This is a genomic window from Dokdonella sp., assembly GCF_036518555.1.
GTDB lineage: Bacteria > Pseudomonadota > Gammaproteobacteria > Xanthomonadales > Rhodanobacteraceae > Dokdonella_A.
In genome coordinates this window covers 14,753-28,805 of sequence record NZ_DATDMY010000019.1, presented here as the reverse complement: position 1 = coordinate 28,805, position 14,053 = coordinate 14,753, and the positions used below count along the sequence as shown (strand labels likewise).

The window sequence follows — 14,053 nt, the reverse complement described above, 5'->3', positions numbered from 1 at the left end:
CCCCCCGCCGCGGCGGGGGCTTGCCACCGGTTTTCGTAACGAGAACGGAGGTCACGATGCTTGCGGAAGTCAAAGCTTCCGGCGACATCCACAGTACCCGCGTCCTGTCCCTGGACTCCACCGGGCGCATCCTCGACTGGATGAGCTGGCAGGACGCGGTGTGCCTCTACGTGCGTGGCGCCGTCGCCTGGACGCTGGGCGACCCGTGCCTAACGATCCACGGCGGGTACAACCAGCGCAGCGGCGAACAGAGCCTGCTCGACCTCCACCCGATCGTCGCGAGCACGGGTCACGTCCGACCGCACGCGATCGATCCCGCGCCCGCGCTCACGAACGTCGCGCTGTTCGCGCGCGACCGCATGCTCTGCCTCTACTGCGGCGAACATTTCAGTCGCGGCGAACTCACGCGCGACCACGTCGTGCCGGTTTCCAAGGGCGGACGCGACACCTGGGTCAACGTCGTCACCGCGTGCTGGTCGTGCAACGTGAGGAAAGGCAACCGCACGCCGCAGCAGGCAGGCATGCCGTTGCTCGCGGTGCCGTACCGCCCGAGCTGGGTCGAGCACCTGATCCTGTCGAACCGCAACATCCTCGCCGACCAGATGCAGTTCCTCGTCAACCACCTCCCGCGCGATCGACGCCCGCAGTAGCCCGTGTCGACCGAAGCCGCCGCGCGCTTCGCGCGCCTGCGCCTGCTCGCCGGAATCGGGCGGCACCCGTCGGCGATCCTGCTGCTCGCCCAGCTCGCGGCCCTGCTCGCCTACCCGTCGTTCGAGGGGACTCCTGCCGGCGCCGCCTGGTTCGGCGCGTTCGGCGCGATCGTGCTGCTGCTCGCGATGCGCATGGTCCATCGCACCGCGGGGCACGCGCGGCTCGCCGTCGCGCTCGTGCTCGCCGTGCCCGCGATCACGTCCAACCTCGTCTCGACGCTCGACGGCCAGGCCTGGCTCGCACCGTGGTCGGCGATGCTCGAGGCGCTGTTCTACTTCCATGCGGCCGCCTGCCTCGTCGCCTACATGCTCGCCGATCGACACGCGACGAGCGACGAGCTGTTCGCGGCGGGCGCGACGTTCACGCTGCTCGCGTGGGCGTTCGCCTACGTGTTCGTCGCCTGCCAGCTGATGCAGCCGGGCAGCTTCGCCGCCGCGGCGAATCCACTCGCGCCACGCACCTGGACCGAGCTGCTGTTCCTCAGCTTCGTGCTGCTGTCGAGTACCGGCATCGGCGACGTGATGCCGCTGACGCCGCTCGCGCGCGCGCTCGCGAGCCTCGAGATCTTCGTCGGCGTGATGTATCTCGCGCTGGTCGTCTCGCGACTGGTCGGGTTGACGATGATCGCGCGCACGGAACGCTGAGCGCCGCGCGGCGTTATCATGGCGTGTTTTCCGCGCAGCCGCCGAGATGACCGAATCGAACCTGCATCCGCCGCGCGTCGAGGCGCTCGCGAGCACCGACGCGCTGCCGGTCGCCCCGTCGCTCGGCGCGAGCCTCGATGCCGCGCGCATGCCGCGGCGCTCCACGCTCGTCGATCGCCGCGTGCTCGTGATCAGCTTCGTCGCGGGCCTCGTCGCCGCGATCGCCGCGCTGGTCGCGCAGCTACTGACCGCGCTGATCGGCCTCGTCACGAACCTCGCGTTCTACGGGCGCTGGTCGACCGCGTTCACGTCGCCGGCAGCGCACCGCCTCGGCGCATGGGTCATCCTCGTTCCCGTCGTCGGCGGCCTCGTGGTCGGTGCGATGGCACGATGGGGCTCGCGAGCGATCCGCGGCCACGGCATCCCGGAGGCGATGGAACAGGTATTGCTCAACGAATCGAAGATACCGCCGCGCATCACGTTCCTGAAGCCGCTGTCGTCGGCGGTCGCGATCGGTACCGGCGGCCCGTTCGGCGCGGAGGGTCCGATCATCGCGACCGGTGGCGCGCTCGGCTCGCTGTTCGGCCAGTTGCTGCGGGTGACCGCGATCGAACGCAAGACCCTGCTCGCGTCGGGCGCCGCCGCGGGCATGGCCGCGGTGTTCGGTTCGCCGCTGTCGGCGATCATCCTCGCGATCGAGCTGCTGCTGTTCGAACTGAAGCCGCGCTCGCTGATTCCCGTCGCGCTCGCGACCGTGGTCGCGACCGGCGTGCGGCACATGCTGGTCGGCACGGCGCCGGTATTCCCGATGCCCGCCCTCGCCGAACCCGGTGGCGTCGCGCTCGCGTTCTACGTCGCGCTCGGCACGCTCATCGGCCTCGTCAGCGTCGCCACCACGCGCATCGTCTACGGCATCGAGGACCTGTTCGAGAAGCTGCCGATCCACTGGATGTGGTGGCCCGCGATCGGCGGCCTCGCGGTCGGCCTGATCGGCTGGTACGCGCCGCTCACGCTCGGCGTCGGCTACACCAACATCGAGGACATCGTCGCCGGCCGCCTCGGCATCGCGGTGCTCGGATCGCTCTGCGTGATGAAATTCCTGTCCTGGTCGATCGCGCTCGGCAGCGGCACGTCCGGCGGCACGCTCGCGCCGCTGTTCACGATCGGCGGCGCCCTCGGTGCGCTGGTCGGCATCGCATTCGCGGCGGTCGCGCCGCGGCTCGGCGTCGACCCCCGCATCGCCGGCCTGGTCGGGATGGCGGCGATCTTCGCCGGCGCCTCGCGCGCGTTGCTCGCCTCGATCGTGTTCGCGTTCGAAACCACGCGCCAGCCGGTGGGCCTGCTGCCGCTGATCGGCGGATGCACCGCGGCCTACCTCGTTTCCGCGCTGCTCATGCGCAACACGATCATGACCGAGAAGATCGCGCGTCGCGGCGTGCGCGTCCCGAGCGAGTACGCAGCCGATTTCCTCGAGCAGATCGCCGCGGGCAAGGCCTGCACGCGCGAGGTCGTCCCGCTGCACGCGGACCAGTCGCTCGGCGACGTGCGCCGTTGGCTCAACTCCGGCAAGGTCGAGGCGCAGCATCAGGGTTACCCGGTACTCGACGGCGACGGTCGCGTACGCGGCGTGCTGACCCGGCGCGACCTGCTCGACGTGCGCCTGCCCGACATGCATCGCATCGGCGACATGGTGCGGCGTGCGCCGATCGTCGTGCGCGAGGATCATTCCCTGCGCGAAGCGGCCGACCACATGGTCGGCGAGAACGTCGGTCGCGTGATCGTCGTCGCGACGCATGCGCCGTACGCGATGGTCGGCATTCTCACCCGCGGCGACCTGCTCGCGGCGCACGCACGGCGCCTGCGCGAGGCGAACGAAACGTCGCGCCACCTGCGCATGCGCCGCAGCGGGCCCGGTTCGCGCGCGTGACACCGCCACGCGGCCGCGTTCAGGCGCCGGTTGCGCCGCCTGGACGCCGTCCACTGGCCCGTTGTTGCCCGGAAAACGCCGGTAGCCGACAATAAAGGGCTTGAACACTGGCGTCCCCATGATCGACCCGCAGCGCTATCCCCGCCTCGCCCGCATCGAATCCCCGGCGGACCTGCGCACCTTCCCCGAATCCGAACTCGGCGACGTCGCGCGCGAGCTGCGCGCGTACCTGATCGAGTCGGTGTCGACCTCGGGCGGGCATTTCGGCGCGAACCTCGGCGTGATCGAGCTCACCGTCGCGCTGCACTGGCTGTACGAGACGCCGGTCGATCGGCTCGTCTGGGACGTCGGCCACCAGGGCTATCCGCACAAGATCCTCACCGGCCGCCGCGACCGCATCACGACGGTGAAGAAGAAGGACGGCGTCGCGCCGTTCCCCAAGCGCGACGAGAGCGAGTACGACGCCTTCGGCGTCGGTCATTCGTCCACGTCCATTTCGGCCGCGCTCGGCATGGCGATCGCCGCGCAACGCAAAGGCGATCCGCGCAAGGTCGTCGCCGTGATCGGCGACGGCGCGATGACCGCGGGCATGGCGTTCGAAGCGCTCAACCACGGCGGCGACGTCGAGCCCGACCTGCTCGTGATCCTCAACGACAACCAGATGTCGATCAGCGAGAATGTCGGCGCGCTGACCAAGATGCTCGCGCGCCTGATGGCGAGTCGCACGCTCAACAACATCCGCGAGCGTGGCAAGCAGATGATGAAGCGCGGCGGTTTCCTGTGGCGCTTCGCCAAGCGCTGGGAGGAACACGCGAAGGGCATGTTCGTGCCGTCCACGCTGTTCGAGGAACTGGGCTTCCACTACACCGGCCCGATCGACGGTCACGACCTGCCGCAACTCGTCTCGACCTTGCGCACGCTCAAGGGCCTCAAGGGCCCGCAGCTGCTGCACGTGATCACGACCAAGGGCAAGGGCTACGCGCCCGCCGAGCGCGAACAGATCGAATACCACGCGGTGGGTCCGTTCGACCCTGACGCCGGCGTCGTCAAGAAGGGCGGCGTGTCCAGGCCGACCTACACCGAGATCTTCGGCGACTGGCTGTGCGACATGGCCGCCGCGGACGAGCGCCTGTACGGCATCACACCGGCGATGCGCGAGGGTTCGGGCCTGGTGCGCTTCTCGCGGGAATTCCCGCAGCGCTACTTCGACGTCGGCATCGCCGAGCAGCACGCGGTCACGCTTGCCGCGGGGATGGCCTGCGAGGGCGCCAAGCCGGTCGTCGCGATCTACTCGACGTTCCTGCAGCGCGCCTACGACCAGCTCATCCACGACGTCGCACTGCAGGACCTCGACGTGCTGTTCGCGATCGATCGCGCCGGCGTCGTCGGCCCCGACGGCGCGACGCACGCGGGCAGTTTCGACCTCTCGTACCTGCGCTGCATCCCGAACATGGTCGTGATGGCGCCCGCGGACGAGGACGAATGCCGGCGCATGCTCACGACCGGTTTCCTGCATGCGGGGCCGGCCGCGGTGCGCTATCCGCGCGGCACCGGCACCGGCGCCGCGGTGTCGAAGGAACTGCTGCCGCTGCCGGTCGGCAAGGCGGACGTGCGCCGTCGCGGTCGCGGCATCGCCGTGCTCGCGTTCGGGGCGATGGTCGCACCGTGCTCGAAGGTCGCCGACGCGCTCGACGCGACGCTGGTCAACATGCGCTTCGTCAAGCCGCTCGACGAGGCGCTGCTGCTCGATCTCGCGAAGTCGCACGCGGCCTTCGTCACGGTCGAGGACAACGCGATCATGGGCGGCGCCGGTAGCGCGGTCGCCGAAGCGCTCGCCGCGCACGGCGTGAATGTCCCGATGCTGCATCTGGGCCTGTCCGACCGCTTCCTCGAGCACGCGAGCCGCGACGAACTCCTCGCGAGCGACGGCCTCGACGCGGCCGGCATCGAAGCCTCGATCCGCCGCCGCTTGCCCGACCTCACGCTCGCCCCGCCGCTGCGCAGCGCGGGCTGAGGCGTTCGCGCGCCTGCGCGGACGCGAAGCCACGCGAATCCCGGCCAAGCAAAGCCAGGCAAAGCCAAGGCCAGAGCCGCGCTGCCTACGAAGCGGCGTAGCCGCCGGCGACGCCCTTCGTCGCGATCGCGACGGCGTCGTGCGGATGGAGGCTCTCGTAGTGTTCGACGCGCACGCGGTAATCGGCGATCCGCTCGTCGGCGTCGAGCACGCGGCGGATGCGCCGTGCGGCGTCCTCGCAGAACATGAGGTTCTGGCCATTGGCGAGCGCGAAAGCCTGTTCGTCCTCGCGCTTGACCGCGGTCTGCACCGGCGTCTGCAGCGCGCGCTCGACGCGGTCGATCACGTCCTCGACCGGCAGTTCGAAACCGGCGGCGAGGCGCAAACGCAGCATCGCCGCACTGCGCTGGCTGTGCGGCGTCGCGACGATACCGTCGCTGCGGCCGAGCCAGGCGATCACGCTGTCGCGGTCGAGGGCGCAGCCGTCGCGGAAGTCGGCGGCGAAGCGCTCCTGCACGAGCTGCCGGGCGAGCGCGGCCGATGCGGGGCACGTGCTCGAATACTGCACCTCCACGCCGAGTTCGAGCGCGTACTCGCCGCCGTGCAGGCTCGCCCGGAGCTCGACGGGATAGGCGCGCCAACCGCTGTGTCCGCTCGCGAGCGCGGCACGGCGCACGAGATGCTCGTAGCGCACGCGCACCCATGCGCGATCGGCGATGCCCGCGTGCGATTCGAGGAAATCGCGCAGCAGCCGGCGTAGGCTCGCGGGCGTCAGCGGTTCGGCCGAAAGGTGGCGATCGAGGTGGAGGTACAGGCGCGACATGTGGATGCCGCGCGCGTCCTCGCGAGCGAGGTTCACGAATGCGTCGACGCGCGCACTCGCGCGCTGCGCGTGGCCATCCGCATCGAGCAGCAGCACGGGCATTTCGATGCGCTGCATGCCGACGCCGTCGAGCGCCCCGGCATGGTCGACCTGCGCTTCGCTGGCGACATCGGGCAGCAGGCGCTGCGGGCGGGGTGCGGACATGCGCGGATTCCTGCGGGCGATGCGGGCCGAGATGGTGGCCGCGCAGCGCGGGTTCAACAGTCTACCGCAGGGCCGGCCGCTCGACGGGCCTCCCGGGCTTGCCGTGCGTGGCCCAGCCCTACGGGTTGGCCCGGCGGGCGAATCGCCGGCCAGCGCGCCAGGCGGCCCACGACGCTCGCAGCGGCAGCCGTGTCATCGCGGCCTGCAGCGCGGCGAGCGGATCGTCGGCGGCGGCCGCGGTCTTCACGCGCCAGCGATCCGCGCTCGCAGCCGCCGCCTGGCCGGGGCCGCCCCCGACCGCCTCGAGCGTCACGTACTCGCCGTGCAGGACCCCGAGCCAGTCGCGCAGTGCCGCGGTCTGGGCCGGCGATTCGCGCGCGAGGTCGCCACGCGCGAGTCGATGCCGCGCGAGCAGATCGAGCGGCAGCGGCAGGCGTCCGTCGCGCAACGCGTCGGCGAGCGTCGCGGTCTCGCGCACCGCGCGGCCGAGCGCTCGTGCGCGCGCGAGCGCCGCGCCATCGAGTGCGAACAGGCGCGCTTCGACCGCGGCGAGCGGGCGATACAGGGCGTCGTACGCGGCGAACAGGGCGCGCGCATCCGCCGCAGGTTCGGGATCGCGCTGCGCGAACGCACCGACGACGACCTCGTGCCACGGCGCGGGCGCCAGCGCGGCGATCCCGGGCAGTCCGGCGAGCGCCCGCGTGAGCGGATGGCGTGCGGCGCCGTCGCGCAGGCGCGCAAGCTCTTCGGCCCACCACTGCAGTTTCATCGCCGCCGGTTGTGCTTCGCGGATGCCGAACGCGGCGTGCTCGATCTCGTAGCCGATGCACGCGAATGCACCGTACGGCGCGCGCAGCGGCGACGGCACGAAGGTCAGCGCGAGCCTGAACTCGGGATGGGCGTCCGACCACTTCGCCTCGAAACTCGCGAGCGGCGCATCGCCGGAAGCGGCGTCCATCACGCGAGCCCGAACGCGGACAACAGGTCCAGAGGGCGATCGACGACGAGGTCGGCGCCCCACGCGTGCGGATCGCCGCCGTCGAGGTATCCCCAGGCGGCAGCGACCGTGCGCGCGCCCGCCGCGCGGCCTGCGAGCACGTCGCGCAGGTCGTCGCCGATCATCACCGCGGAGGCCGGATCGATGCCCGCCTGCTCGCAGGCGAACAACACCGGCGCAGGATCTGGCTTGCGCACGGGCAGGCAGTCGCCCGTGACGAGCGCGGCTGCGCCGCGGTGGAACTGCATCTGGGCGAGCATCGGGCGCGCGAGCCAGCCGGGCTTGTTGGTGACGATGCCCCAGGCGACGCCACGAGATTCGAGCCGGTCGAGCACCTCGTCCATGCCCTCGTACAGGCGCGTATGCACCGTCATCGCGACCGAGTAGATGTCGAGGAAGCGCGGCAACCACTGGTCGATCATCGCGTCGTCGGCGCCGGGCAGGCCCTGACGCAACATCGCGCGGCCACCCGCGGAGACGACGCGCCGCACTGCCTGCGCATCCGGCGGCGGCGCGCCGAGTTCGGCGCACAGGGATTCCACCGCCGCGACGAGATCGGGCGCGGAGTCGACGAGCGTGCCGTCGAGGTCGAAGAACAGCGCGCGCGGCGATGCGGCACTCATGCCGGCTTCTTCGCGCAGGCGAGATAGTTCACCGCGACGCTCGCGGTGCGCCACGCACGACGCGTGAGCGGATTGTAGGCGAGACCGGAGAGGTCCTCGAGCACGAGGCCGCTCGCGCGCACTTCGCCCGCGATCTCGCTCGGCTTGAGGAACTGCCCGTAGCGGTGCGTGCCGCGCGGCAGCAGCCGCAGCAGGTATTCGGCGCCGAGGATCGCCGAGCCGAACGCGACCGGCGTGCGGTTGAGCGTGGACAGGAACAACCTGCCGCCCGGCTCGAGCAGGGATGCGCACGCGCGGATCACGCTCGCGGGATCGGGCACGTGCTCGAGCATTTCCATGCACGTGACGACGTCATAGCTACCCGGCATCTCCGCGGCGAGCGTCTCGACCGCGATCTCGCGGTAATCGACCGACAGGCCGCTCTCGTGCAGGTGCAGCCTCGCGACGTCGAGGACCGCGGGCGCGAGATCGATGCCGGTCACGCGCGCGCCGGCGCGCGCGAGCGCCTCGCTGAGCAGGCCGCCGCCGCAGCCGACGTCGAGGGCGCGCGCGCCGTCGAGCGCGACGCGCTCGGCCACGTAGGCGAAGCGCACCGGGTTGAGGTCGTGCAGCGGCCGCGATTCGCCGTCGGGATCCCACCAGCGCGCGGCAAGCCGGTCGAACTTCGCGGTTTCGCCGCGATCGACGTTGGTCGAAATCATTGGGGCACTCCCGATTTCATCTCAGCCGGCCAGCCGCTCGCGCCAGCGCCGGGCCTTCTCGCGCACTTCGGCGAGGTCGAGGTCGGGCAAGCTGCGCTCGCGGAGCTTGCGCGCGCCGGCAATCCAGACGTCGCTGACCTGCTGGCGGCCGGTCGCGTAGACGAGCTGCGACACGACGTTGTAGAGCGGCTGCGTCTCGATCTCGTCGAGGCGCACGGCGACGAGGTCGGCCTGCTTGCCCGTCTCGATGCTGCCGATGCGCTCGCCCCAGCCGAGCGCGAGCGCGCCACCGAGCGTCGCCGCGCGCAATGCGCTCGCGGCGTCGAGTGCGCTCGCGTCCTCGGCGACCGCCTTGGCGAGCAACGCGGCGGTGCGCATCTCGCCGAACATGTCGAGATCGTTGTTGCTCGCGCAACCGTCGGTGCCGATCGCGAGCGTGACGCCGGCGCGACGCAGCTTCTCGGCCGGGCAGAACCCCGAGGCCAGCTTGAGGTTGGACTCCGGGCAATGCACGACCGCTACGCCCGCTTCGGCGCACGCGGCGATCTCGGCATCGGTGAGCTGCGTCATGTGCACGGCGATGAGATGGTCGTTGACGAGGCCGAGCGCCTGCATGCGCGCGAACGGGCGCGCGCCGCGCTCGCGCTTGGCGTCCTCGACCTCGTGCGCGGTCTCGTGCAAGTGCAGGTGCACGGGCACGTCGAGCTGGTCGGAGAGCAGGCGGATGCGTTCGAAACTCTCGTCCGAGACGGTGTAGGGCGCGTGCGGCGCGAAGCTCGTGCCGAGCAGCGCCTCGCCGCGGAACTCGTCGTGGACGGCCAGGCCGCGGTCGAAGTATTCGTCGCGCGTCGCCGCCCATGCGCTCGGGAATTCGATGATCGGCAACCCGACCAGCGCGCGGAAACCGAGGCGGCGATAGGTCGCGGCCTGCACGTCCGGGAAGAAATAGTTCTCGCTGCAGCAGGTGGTGCCGCCACGCAGCATCTCGGCGACCGCGAGCTCGATGCCGTCGCGCACGAAATCTGGCCCGATCGCCTTCGCTTCGGCCGGCCAGATGTGTTCCTGCAGCCAGCGCATGAGCGGCAGGTCGTCGGCGAGCCCGCGCATGAGCGTCATCGGGTTGTGCGTGTGCGCGTTGACGAGGCCGGGCATGAGCGCGTGCTCGTCGAGCACGACGCGTTCGCGCGGCGCGTAACGCGTTCCCGCCTCCGCGGCCGGCAGCAGCGCGACGATGCGCCCTGCGTCGACCGCGACCGCGTGGTGTTCGAGCACGATGCCGTGCGGCTGGACCGGGACGACCCAGCGGGCTTCGATGAGGAGATCGATGGGGTGCATGGGGACTAAGCCTGGAAAGCGGTATCGAACATATGCGAAGCCTGGCGTCCCACCCTCAGCCCTCGACCCTCCGCCCTTGCGTCACTTGACGCGGGACATGTACTCGCCGGTGCGCGTGTCGACCTTGACCTTCTCGCCCTGGCCGACGAACAGCGGCACGCGCACGACCGCGCCCGTTTCGAGCGTGGCCGGCTTGCCGCCACCACCGGAGGTGTCGCCACGTACCCCCGGATCGGTCTCGGTGATCTCGAGTTCGACGAACACCGGCGGCGTCACCGTCAGCGGCGCGCCATTCCACAACGTGACGATGCAGACCTCGTTGCCCTTGAGCCACTTCGCCGCGTCGGCGACCGCGTTCTTGTCGGCCGCGATCTGCTCGTGGGTGTCCGGGTGCATGAAGTGCCAGAACTCGCCGTCCGAATAGAGGAACTCCATGTCGGTGTCCATGACGTCGGCGGCCTCGACCGAGTCGGTCGACTTCATCGTCATTTCCACCGTGCGGCCGGTCTTGAGGTTGCGGTACTTCACGCGCGTGAACGCCTGGCCCTTGCCCGGCTTCACGTATTCGGTGTCGACGATCGTGCACGGGTAGCCGTCGACGATGATCTTCTGGCCGTTCTTGACGTCGTTCATGCCATAGCTGGCCATGGGTCACTCCTGCTGGATGATGTCGGGGCGCCGGCCGGCGAACGCGGGGCGTCGCGGCCCTTGCGCGATCGTCGGAGTAGCATCCGGCGAAACCGGCTAGAATGGTCGGTTCCTGCGAATGCATCGGACGTATCCGCCCATGATACCTGCTAACCGGCTGCCGGCGCAGCCCGTGCGCTGGCAGCAGCTCTGGCGCGAGGCCGTCACCGACCCACGCGAACTGCTCGCCCTGCTCGGGCTCGAGGATCGGGCCGAAGAACTCCTGCCCGCGGCCGACACCGGCTTCGCACTGCGCGTCCCGCGAGGCTTCGTCGCGCGCATGCGCCACGGCGATCCGGACGACCCGCTGCTGCGGCAGGTGCTGCCATCGGCGGCCGAACTCGGCGAAGTGCCCGGCTTCACGCGCGACGCGGTCGGCGATCTCGCCGCGCGCAGCGGGAACGGCGTGCTCCACAAGTACGACGGCCGTGCGCTGCTCATCGCGACCGGATCGTGCGCGGTGCACTGCCGTTACTGCTTCCGCCGCCATTTTCCCTACGCCGCGGAGACCGCTGCCGCGAACCGCTGGAGCCAGGCGCTCGATCACCTGCGCGCGGATGCGTCGATCGGCGAGGTGATCCTGTCCGGCGGCGACCCGCTGTCGCTGTCGACCGCGAAGCTGGCCGAGCTCGGAGACGCGCTCGCGGCGATGCCGCACGTGCGCCGACTGCGCATCCACACGCGCCTGCCCATCGTCCTGCCCGAGCGCATCGACCCGGAGTTCCAACGCTGGTTCGCCGCCCTTCGGCTGCAGCGCGTGGTCGTGCTGCACGCCAACCATGCGGCGGAGTTCGACGCGACGGTCGACGCGGCATGCGGCCGCCTGCGCGATACGGGCGCGACCCTGCTCAACCAGGCGGTGTTGCTGCGAGGAGTCAACGACGACGCCGGCGCCCTCGCCGCACTGTCCGAACGTTCGTTCGCCGCCGGCGTGCTGCCCTACTATCTGCACCAGCTCGACCGGGTCGCGGGCGCCGCGCATTTCGAGGTGGAGGACGCCCGCGCGCAGGCGCTGGTCGCGGCGCTGCGCCGAGGCCTGCCGGGCTACCTCGTACCGCGTCTCGTGCGCGAAACTGCCGGCGAACCGTCCAAGGTCCCGTTGTAAGCCTCGTGCAAGGCCGGCGACCGGCCCATGGAAATGATGGGCCGAATCCGGTAAATAACATCCAGCCATCCGTGGGCTCGCACCTCCGGAACTCCGACGCCACGCGTGCCCCGAGCGCGGAGCCGGCAGGACCCACCACCGCCGCACCGATCCGCCGCCCGATGACCCGATCCGACAACATCATCAAGCTTCTGCTCGTCGACGAGTCGGTCGACGACGCCGAACAGACCATCAGCGTCCTGCGCAACGGCGGCATCGCCGTGCGTCCGGCGCGCGCGGGCAACGAGGCGGAGCTCGAGGCCGCACTGGAGCAGCAGACGCCCGACCTCATCATCGCCGACCTCGCCTGCAAGGATCTGCCGCTCCAGCGCGTGCACGAGTTGGCCGAACGCGGTGGGCGCGACATCACCCTGATCGCCTGCGGCCGAGGCATCACCGAGGCGGCGATCGTCAAGGCATTCCGCGACGGCGCGCGCGCCATGATGCTGCGCGACTCGCACGAACACGTGCAGATGATCGTGCGCCGCGAGTTCGAGGCGCTGACGATGCGCCGCAACGTGCGCCGCCTCGAAGCGTCGCTGCGCGAGTCGGAACGGCGCTGCGAGGCGCTGCTCGATTCCTCGCGCGATCCGATCGCGTTCGTGCATGAAGGCATGCACGTGCGCGCGAACAAGGCTTACCTGGAAATGTTCGGCTTCGACGACTTCGAGGACGTCGAAGGCATGTCGATCCTCGACATGATCGCCTCGCAGGACGCCGACGACTTCAAGTCGCTGCTCAAGCGCCTGTCGAAGGGCGAGAAACCGCCGCAGCGCCTGAACCTCAAGGCCCAGCGGTCGGATGGATCGACGTTCGACGCGACGATGGAATTCACCGAAGCGAGCTACGAGGGCGAGCTCTGCCACCAGATCACGTTCCGCCTGCAGGCCGTCGACTCGAACCTGACGCAGGAACTGGAGGCGATGCGCCAGAAGGACCTCGTCACCGACCTGTACAACCGCCAGTACCTGATGTCGCAGCTCGAGGAAGCGGTCGCGCGCGCCGCCAACGGCAAGACCGACCAGGCCTTGCTGTTGCTCGAGCCGGACAACTTCAAGCAGGTACTCGACACGGTCGGGCTCGGCAACGCCGACGTGCTGCTCGGCGACATGGCGACGATGCTGCGCCGGCACGCGGGCGAGGACGTCGTCGCCGGGCGCATCGCCGAGCACACCTTCGGCCTCTTGCTGCCGGCGCACGACGTCGACGCGACGCGCAAGCTCGGCGAGAAGCTGCGCAACGCGTTCGGCGAGAAGATCTTCGAGGTCGGCAAGCAGTCGATCAGCCTCACCGTGAGCATCGGCGGCGCACTGCTCGGCGAGAAGAACGCGAATGCGTCGACGGTGCTTAACAGCGCGACGACCGCGCTGCGCTCGTCGCAGAACGAAGGCGGCAACCGCCTCAACGTCATCGATCCCTCGGAGCAGGACAAGGCGGCGGTCGAGAGCACGCGCCGCTGGCTCGAGGCGATCGACCATGCGCTCGCGCACAACGGCTTCGTGCTGTACTACCAGCCGATCATCAGCCTGCACGGCGCCGAAGGCGATTACTACGAGATTCTGCTGCGCATGGCGGGCCCGAAGGGCGAGATCCCGCCGGCCCAGTTCCTGCCGATCGCCGAGCGCAACGGTCGCATGCCGGCGATCGACCGCTGGGTCATCGCCAATGCGATCCGCGCGATCGCCGAGCGCGAGCGTTCCGGGCACAAGACCACGTTCTTCGTGAAGCTCACGCCGCAGTCGCTCGAAGACCAGACCTTGCTGCCGTGGATCGCGCAGCAGCTAAAGGCTGCGCGCCAGCGCGGCGACTCGCTCGTGTTCGAGATGCCGGAGAGCAAGGTCGTCACGAGCCTCAAGCCCGCGCGCGCGTTCGCCAAGGGGCTCGAGCAGATCCACTGCGGCTTCGCACTCGAGCAATTCGGCTCCGGACTCAATTCCTTCCAGTTGCTCAAGCACATCCCGGTCAACTACCTCAAGATCGACCGCAACTTCATGGCGGAGCTGCCCAAGCACAAGGAAAACCAGGACAAGATCAAGGACATCTGCGACCAGGCCCACCACGCGGGCAAGCTCACGGTCGCGGAATTCGTCGAGGACGCGGCGAGCATGTCGATCCTGTTCAGCTGCGGCGTGAACTTCGTCCAGGGCAACTTCCTGCAGGAACCCGAGAAGATCCTCAGTCACGCGGTGGCGTGACGCGCCTACCCCGCTTGGTGGGAGCGGCGGAAGCCGCGATGCTATTCA

The 14,053-nt window shown here is 70.0% G+C and carries 12 protein-coding genes; 6 read left to right on the top strand and 6 right to left on the bottom strand.

Annotation, left to right across the window (positions count from 1 at the left end; translation table 11 throughout):
• Positions 1–56: 56 nt before the first annotated feature.
• From VI238_RS01135 to dxs, 4 genes are all read left to right on the top strand, one after another.
• Positions 57–650: an HNH endonuclease gene (locus VI238_RS01135; protein ID WP_331647559.1), complete on the top strand. Its 594-nt coding sequence runs from the start codon at positions 57–59 to the stop codon at positions 648–650.
• A gap of 3 nt (positions 651–653) precedes the next feature.
• Positions 654–1,355: an ion channel gene (locus VI238_RS01130; RefSeq protein WP_331647557.1), complete on the top strand. Its 702-nt coding sequence runs from the start codon at positions 654–656 to the stop codon at positions 1,353–1,355.
• Positions 1,356–1,401: 46 nt separating this feature from the next.
• Complete coding sequence (locus VI238_RS01125; protein WP_331647554.1) at positions 1,402–3,282, top strand: chloride channel protein; 1,881 nt, start codon at positions 1,402–1,404, stop codon at positions 3,280–3,282.
• A gap of 118 nt (positions 3,283–3,400) precedes the next feature.
• A complete protein-coding gene (dxs, locus tag VI238_RS01120; protein ID WP_331647552.1) occupies positions 3,401–5,296 on the top strand; it encodes a 1-deoxy-D-xylulose-5-phosphate synthase in 1,896 nt (631 codons plus the stop codon).
• An 85-nt stretch (positions 5,297–5,381) separates the two neighbouring features.
• Here dxs and folE2 read toward each other — a convergent pair whose 3' ends face one another.
• The 6 genes from folE2 to efp form a co-directional block, all read right to left on the bottom strand.
• A complete protein-coding gene (folE2, locus tag VI238_RS01115; protein WP_331647550.1) occupies positions 5,382–6,323 on the bottom strand; it encodes a GTP cyclohydrolase FolE2 in 942 nt (313 codons plus the stop codon).
• A 118-nt stretch (positions 6,324–6,441) separates the two neighbouring features.
• Positions 6,442–7,281, bottom strand: coding sequence for a squalene/phytoene synthase family protein (locus VI238_RS01110; RefSeq protein ID WP_331647548.1), 840 nt, complete (start codon positions 7,279–7,281; stop codon positions 6,442–6,444).
• On the bottom strand, positions 7,281–7,943 hold the full coding sequence (locus tag VI238_RS01105; RefSeq protein WP_331647546.1) for an HAD-IA family hydrolase: 663 nt from the start codon (positions 7,941–7,943) through the stop codon (positions 7,281–7,283). The genes VI238_RS01110 and VI238_RS01105 overlap by 1 nt, the downstream gene beginning before the upstream one ends.
• Positions 7,940–8,644, bottom strand: coding sequence for a bifunctional 2-polyprenyl-6-hydroxyphenol methylase/3-demethylubiquinol 3-O-methyltransferase UbiG (gene ubiG / locus VI238_RS01100; RefSeq protein ID WP_331647544.1), 705 nt, complete (start codon positions 8,642–8,644; stop codon positions 7,940–7,942). The genes VI238_RS01105 and ubiG overlap by 4 nt, the downstream gene beginning before the upstream one ends.
• A gap of 21 nt (positions 8,645–8,665) precedes the next feature.
• Complete coding sequence (locus tag VI238_RS01095; protein ID WP_331647542.1) at positions 8,666–9,979, bottom strand: TRZ/ATZ family hydrolase; 1,314 nt, start codon at positions 9,977–9,979, stop codon at positions 8,666–8,668.
• Between the two features lie 81 nt (positions 9,980–10,060).
• Positions 10,061–10,627 (bottom strand): elongation factor P, encoded by a 567-nt coding sequence (efp, locus tag VI238_RS01090; protein ID WP_331647540.1) that lies wholly within the window; start codon positions 10,625–10,627, stop codon positions 10,061–10,063.
• 139 nt (positions 10,628–10,766) lie between these two features.
• Here efp and epmB point away from each other — a divergent pair, with 139 nt between their 5' ends.
• Positions 10,767–11,771, top strand: a complete 1,005-nt coding sequence (gene epmB / locus VI238_RS01085; protein WP_331647538.1) for an EF-P beta-lysylation protein EpmB — start codon at positions 10,767–10,769, stop codon at positions 11,769–11,771.
• 161 nt (positions 11,772–11,932) lie between these two features.
• Positions 11,933–14,005, top strand: a complete 2,073-nt coding sequence (locus tag VI238_RS01080) for a GGDEF/EAL domain-containing response regulator (RefSeq protein WP_331647536.1) — start codon at positions 11,933–11,935, stop codon at positions 14,003–14,005.
• Positions 14,006–14,053 lie beyond the last annotated feature (48 nt).

Bases quoted from the DNA above. Each gene is read 5' to 3' on its own strand.
- VI238_RS01135 (WP_331647559.1), top strand. From the start codon at position 57: ATGCTTGCGGAAGTCAAAGCTTCCGGCGACATCCACAGTACCCGCGTC.
- VI238_RS01125 (WP_331647554.1), top strand. From the start codon at position 1,402: ATGACCGAATCGAACCTGCATCCGCCGCGCGTCGAGGCGCTCGCGAGC.
- dxs (WP_331647552.1), top strand. From the start codon at position 3,401: ATGATCGACCCGCAGCGCTATCCCCGCCTCGCCCGCATCGAATCCCCG.
- folE2 (WP_331647550.1), bottom strand. From the start codon at position 6,323: ATGTCCGCACCCCGCCCGCAGCGCCTGCTGCCCGATGTCGCCAGCGAA.
- VI238_RS01110 (WP_331647548.1), bottom strand. From the start codon at position 7,281: ATGGACGCCGCTTCCGGCGATGCGCCGCTCGCGAGTTTCGAGGCGAAG.
- VI238_RS01105 (WP_331647546.1), bottom strand. From the start codon at position 7,943: ATGAGTGCCGCATCGCCGCGCGCGCTGTTCTTCGACCTCGACGGCACG.
- ubiG (WP_331647544.1), bottom strand. From the start codon at position 8,644: ATGATTTCGACCAACGTCGATCGCGGCGAAACCGCGAAGTTCGACCGG.
- VI238_RS01095 (WP_331647542.1), bottom strand. From the start codon at position 9,979: ATGCACCCCATCGATCTCCTCATCGAAGCCCGCTGGGTCGTCCCGGTC.
- efp (WP_331647540.1), bottom strand. From the start codon at position 10,627: ATGGCCAGCTATGGCATGAACGACGTCAAGAACGGCCAGAAGATCATC.
- epmB (WP_331647538.1), top strand. From the start codon at position 10,767: ATGATACCTGCTAACCGGCTGCCGGCGCAGCCCGTGCGCTGGCAGCAG.
- VI238_RS01080 (WP_331647536.1), top strand. From the start codon at position 11,933: ATGACCCGATCCGACAACATCATCAAGCTTCTGCTCGTCGACGAGTCG.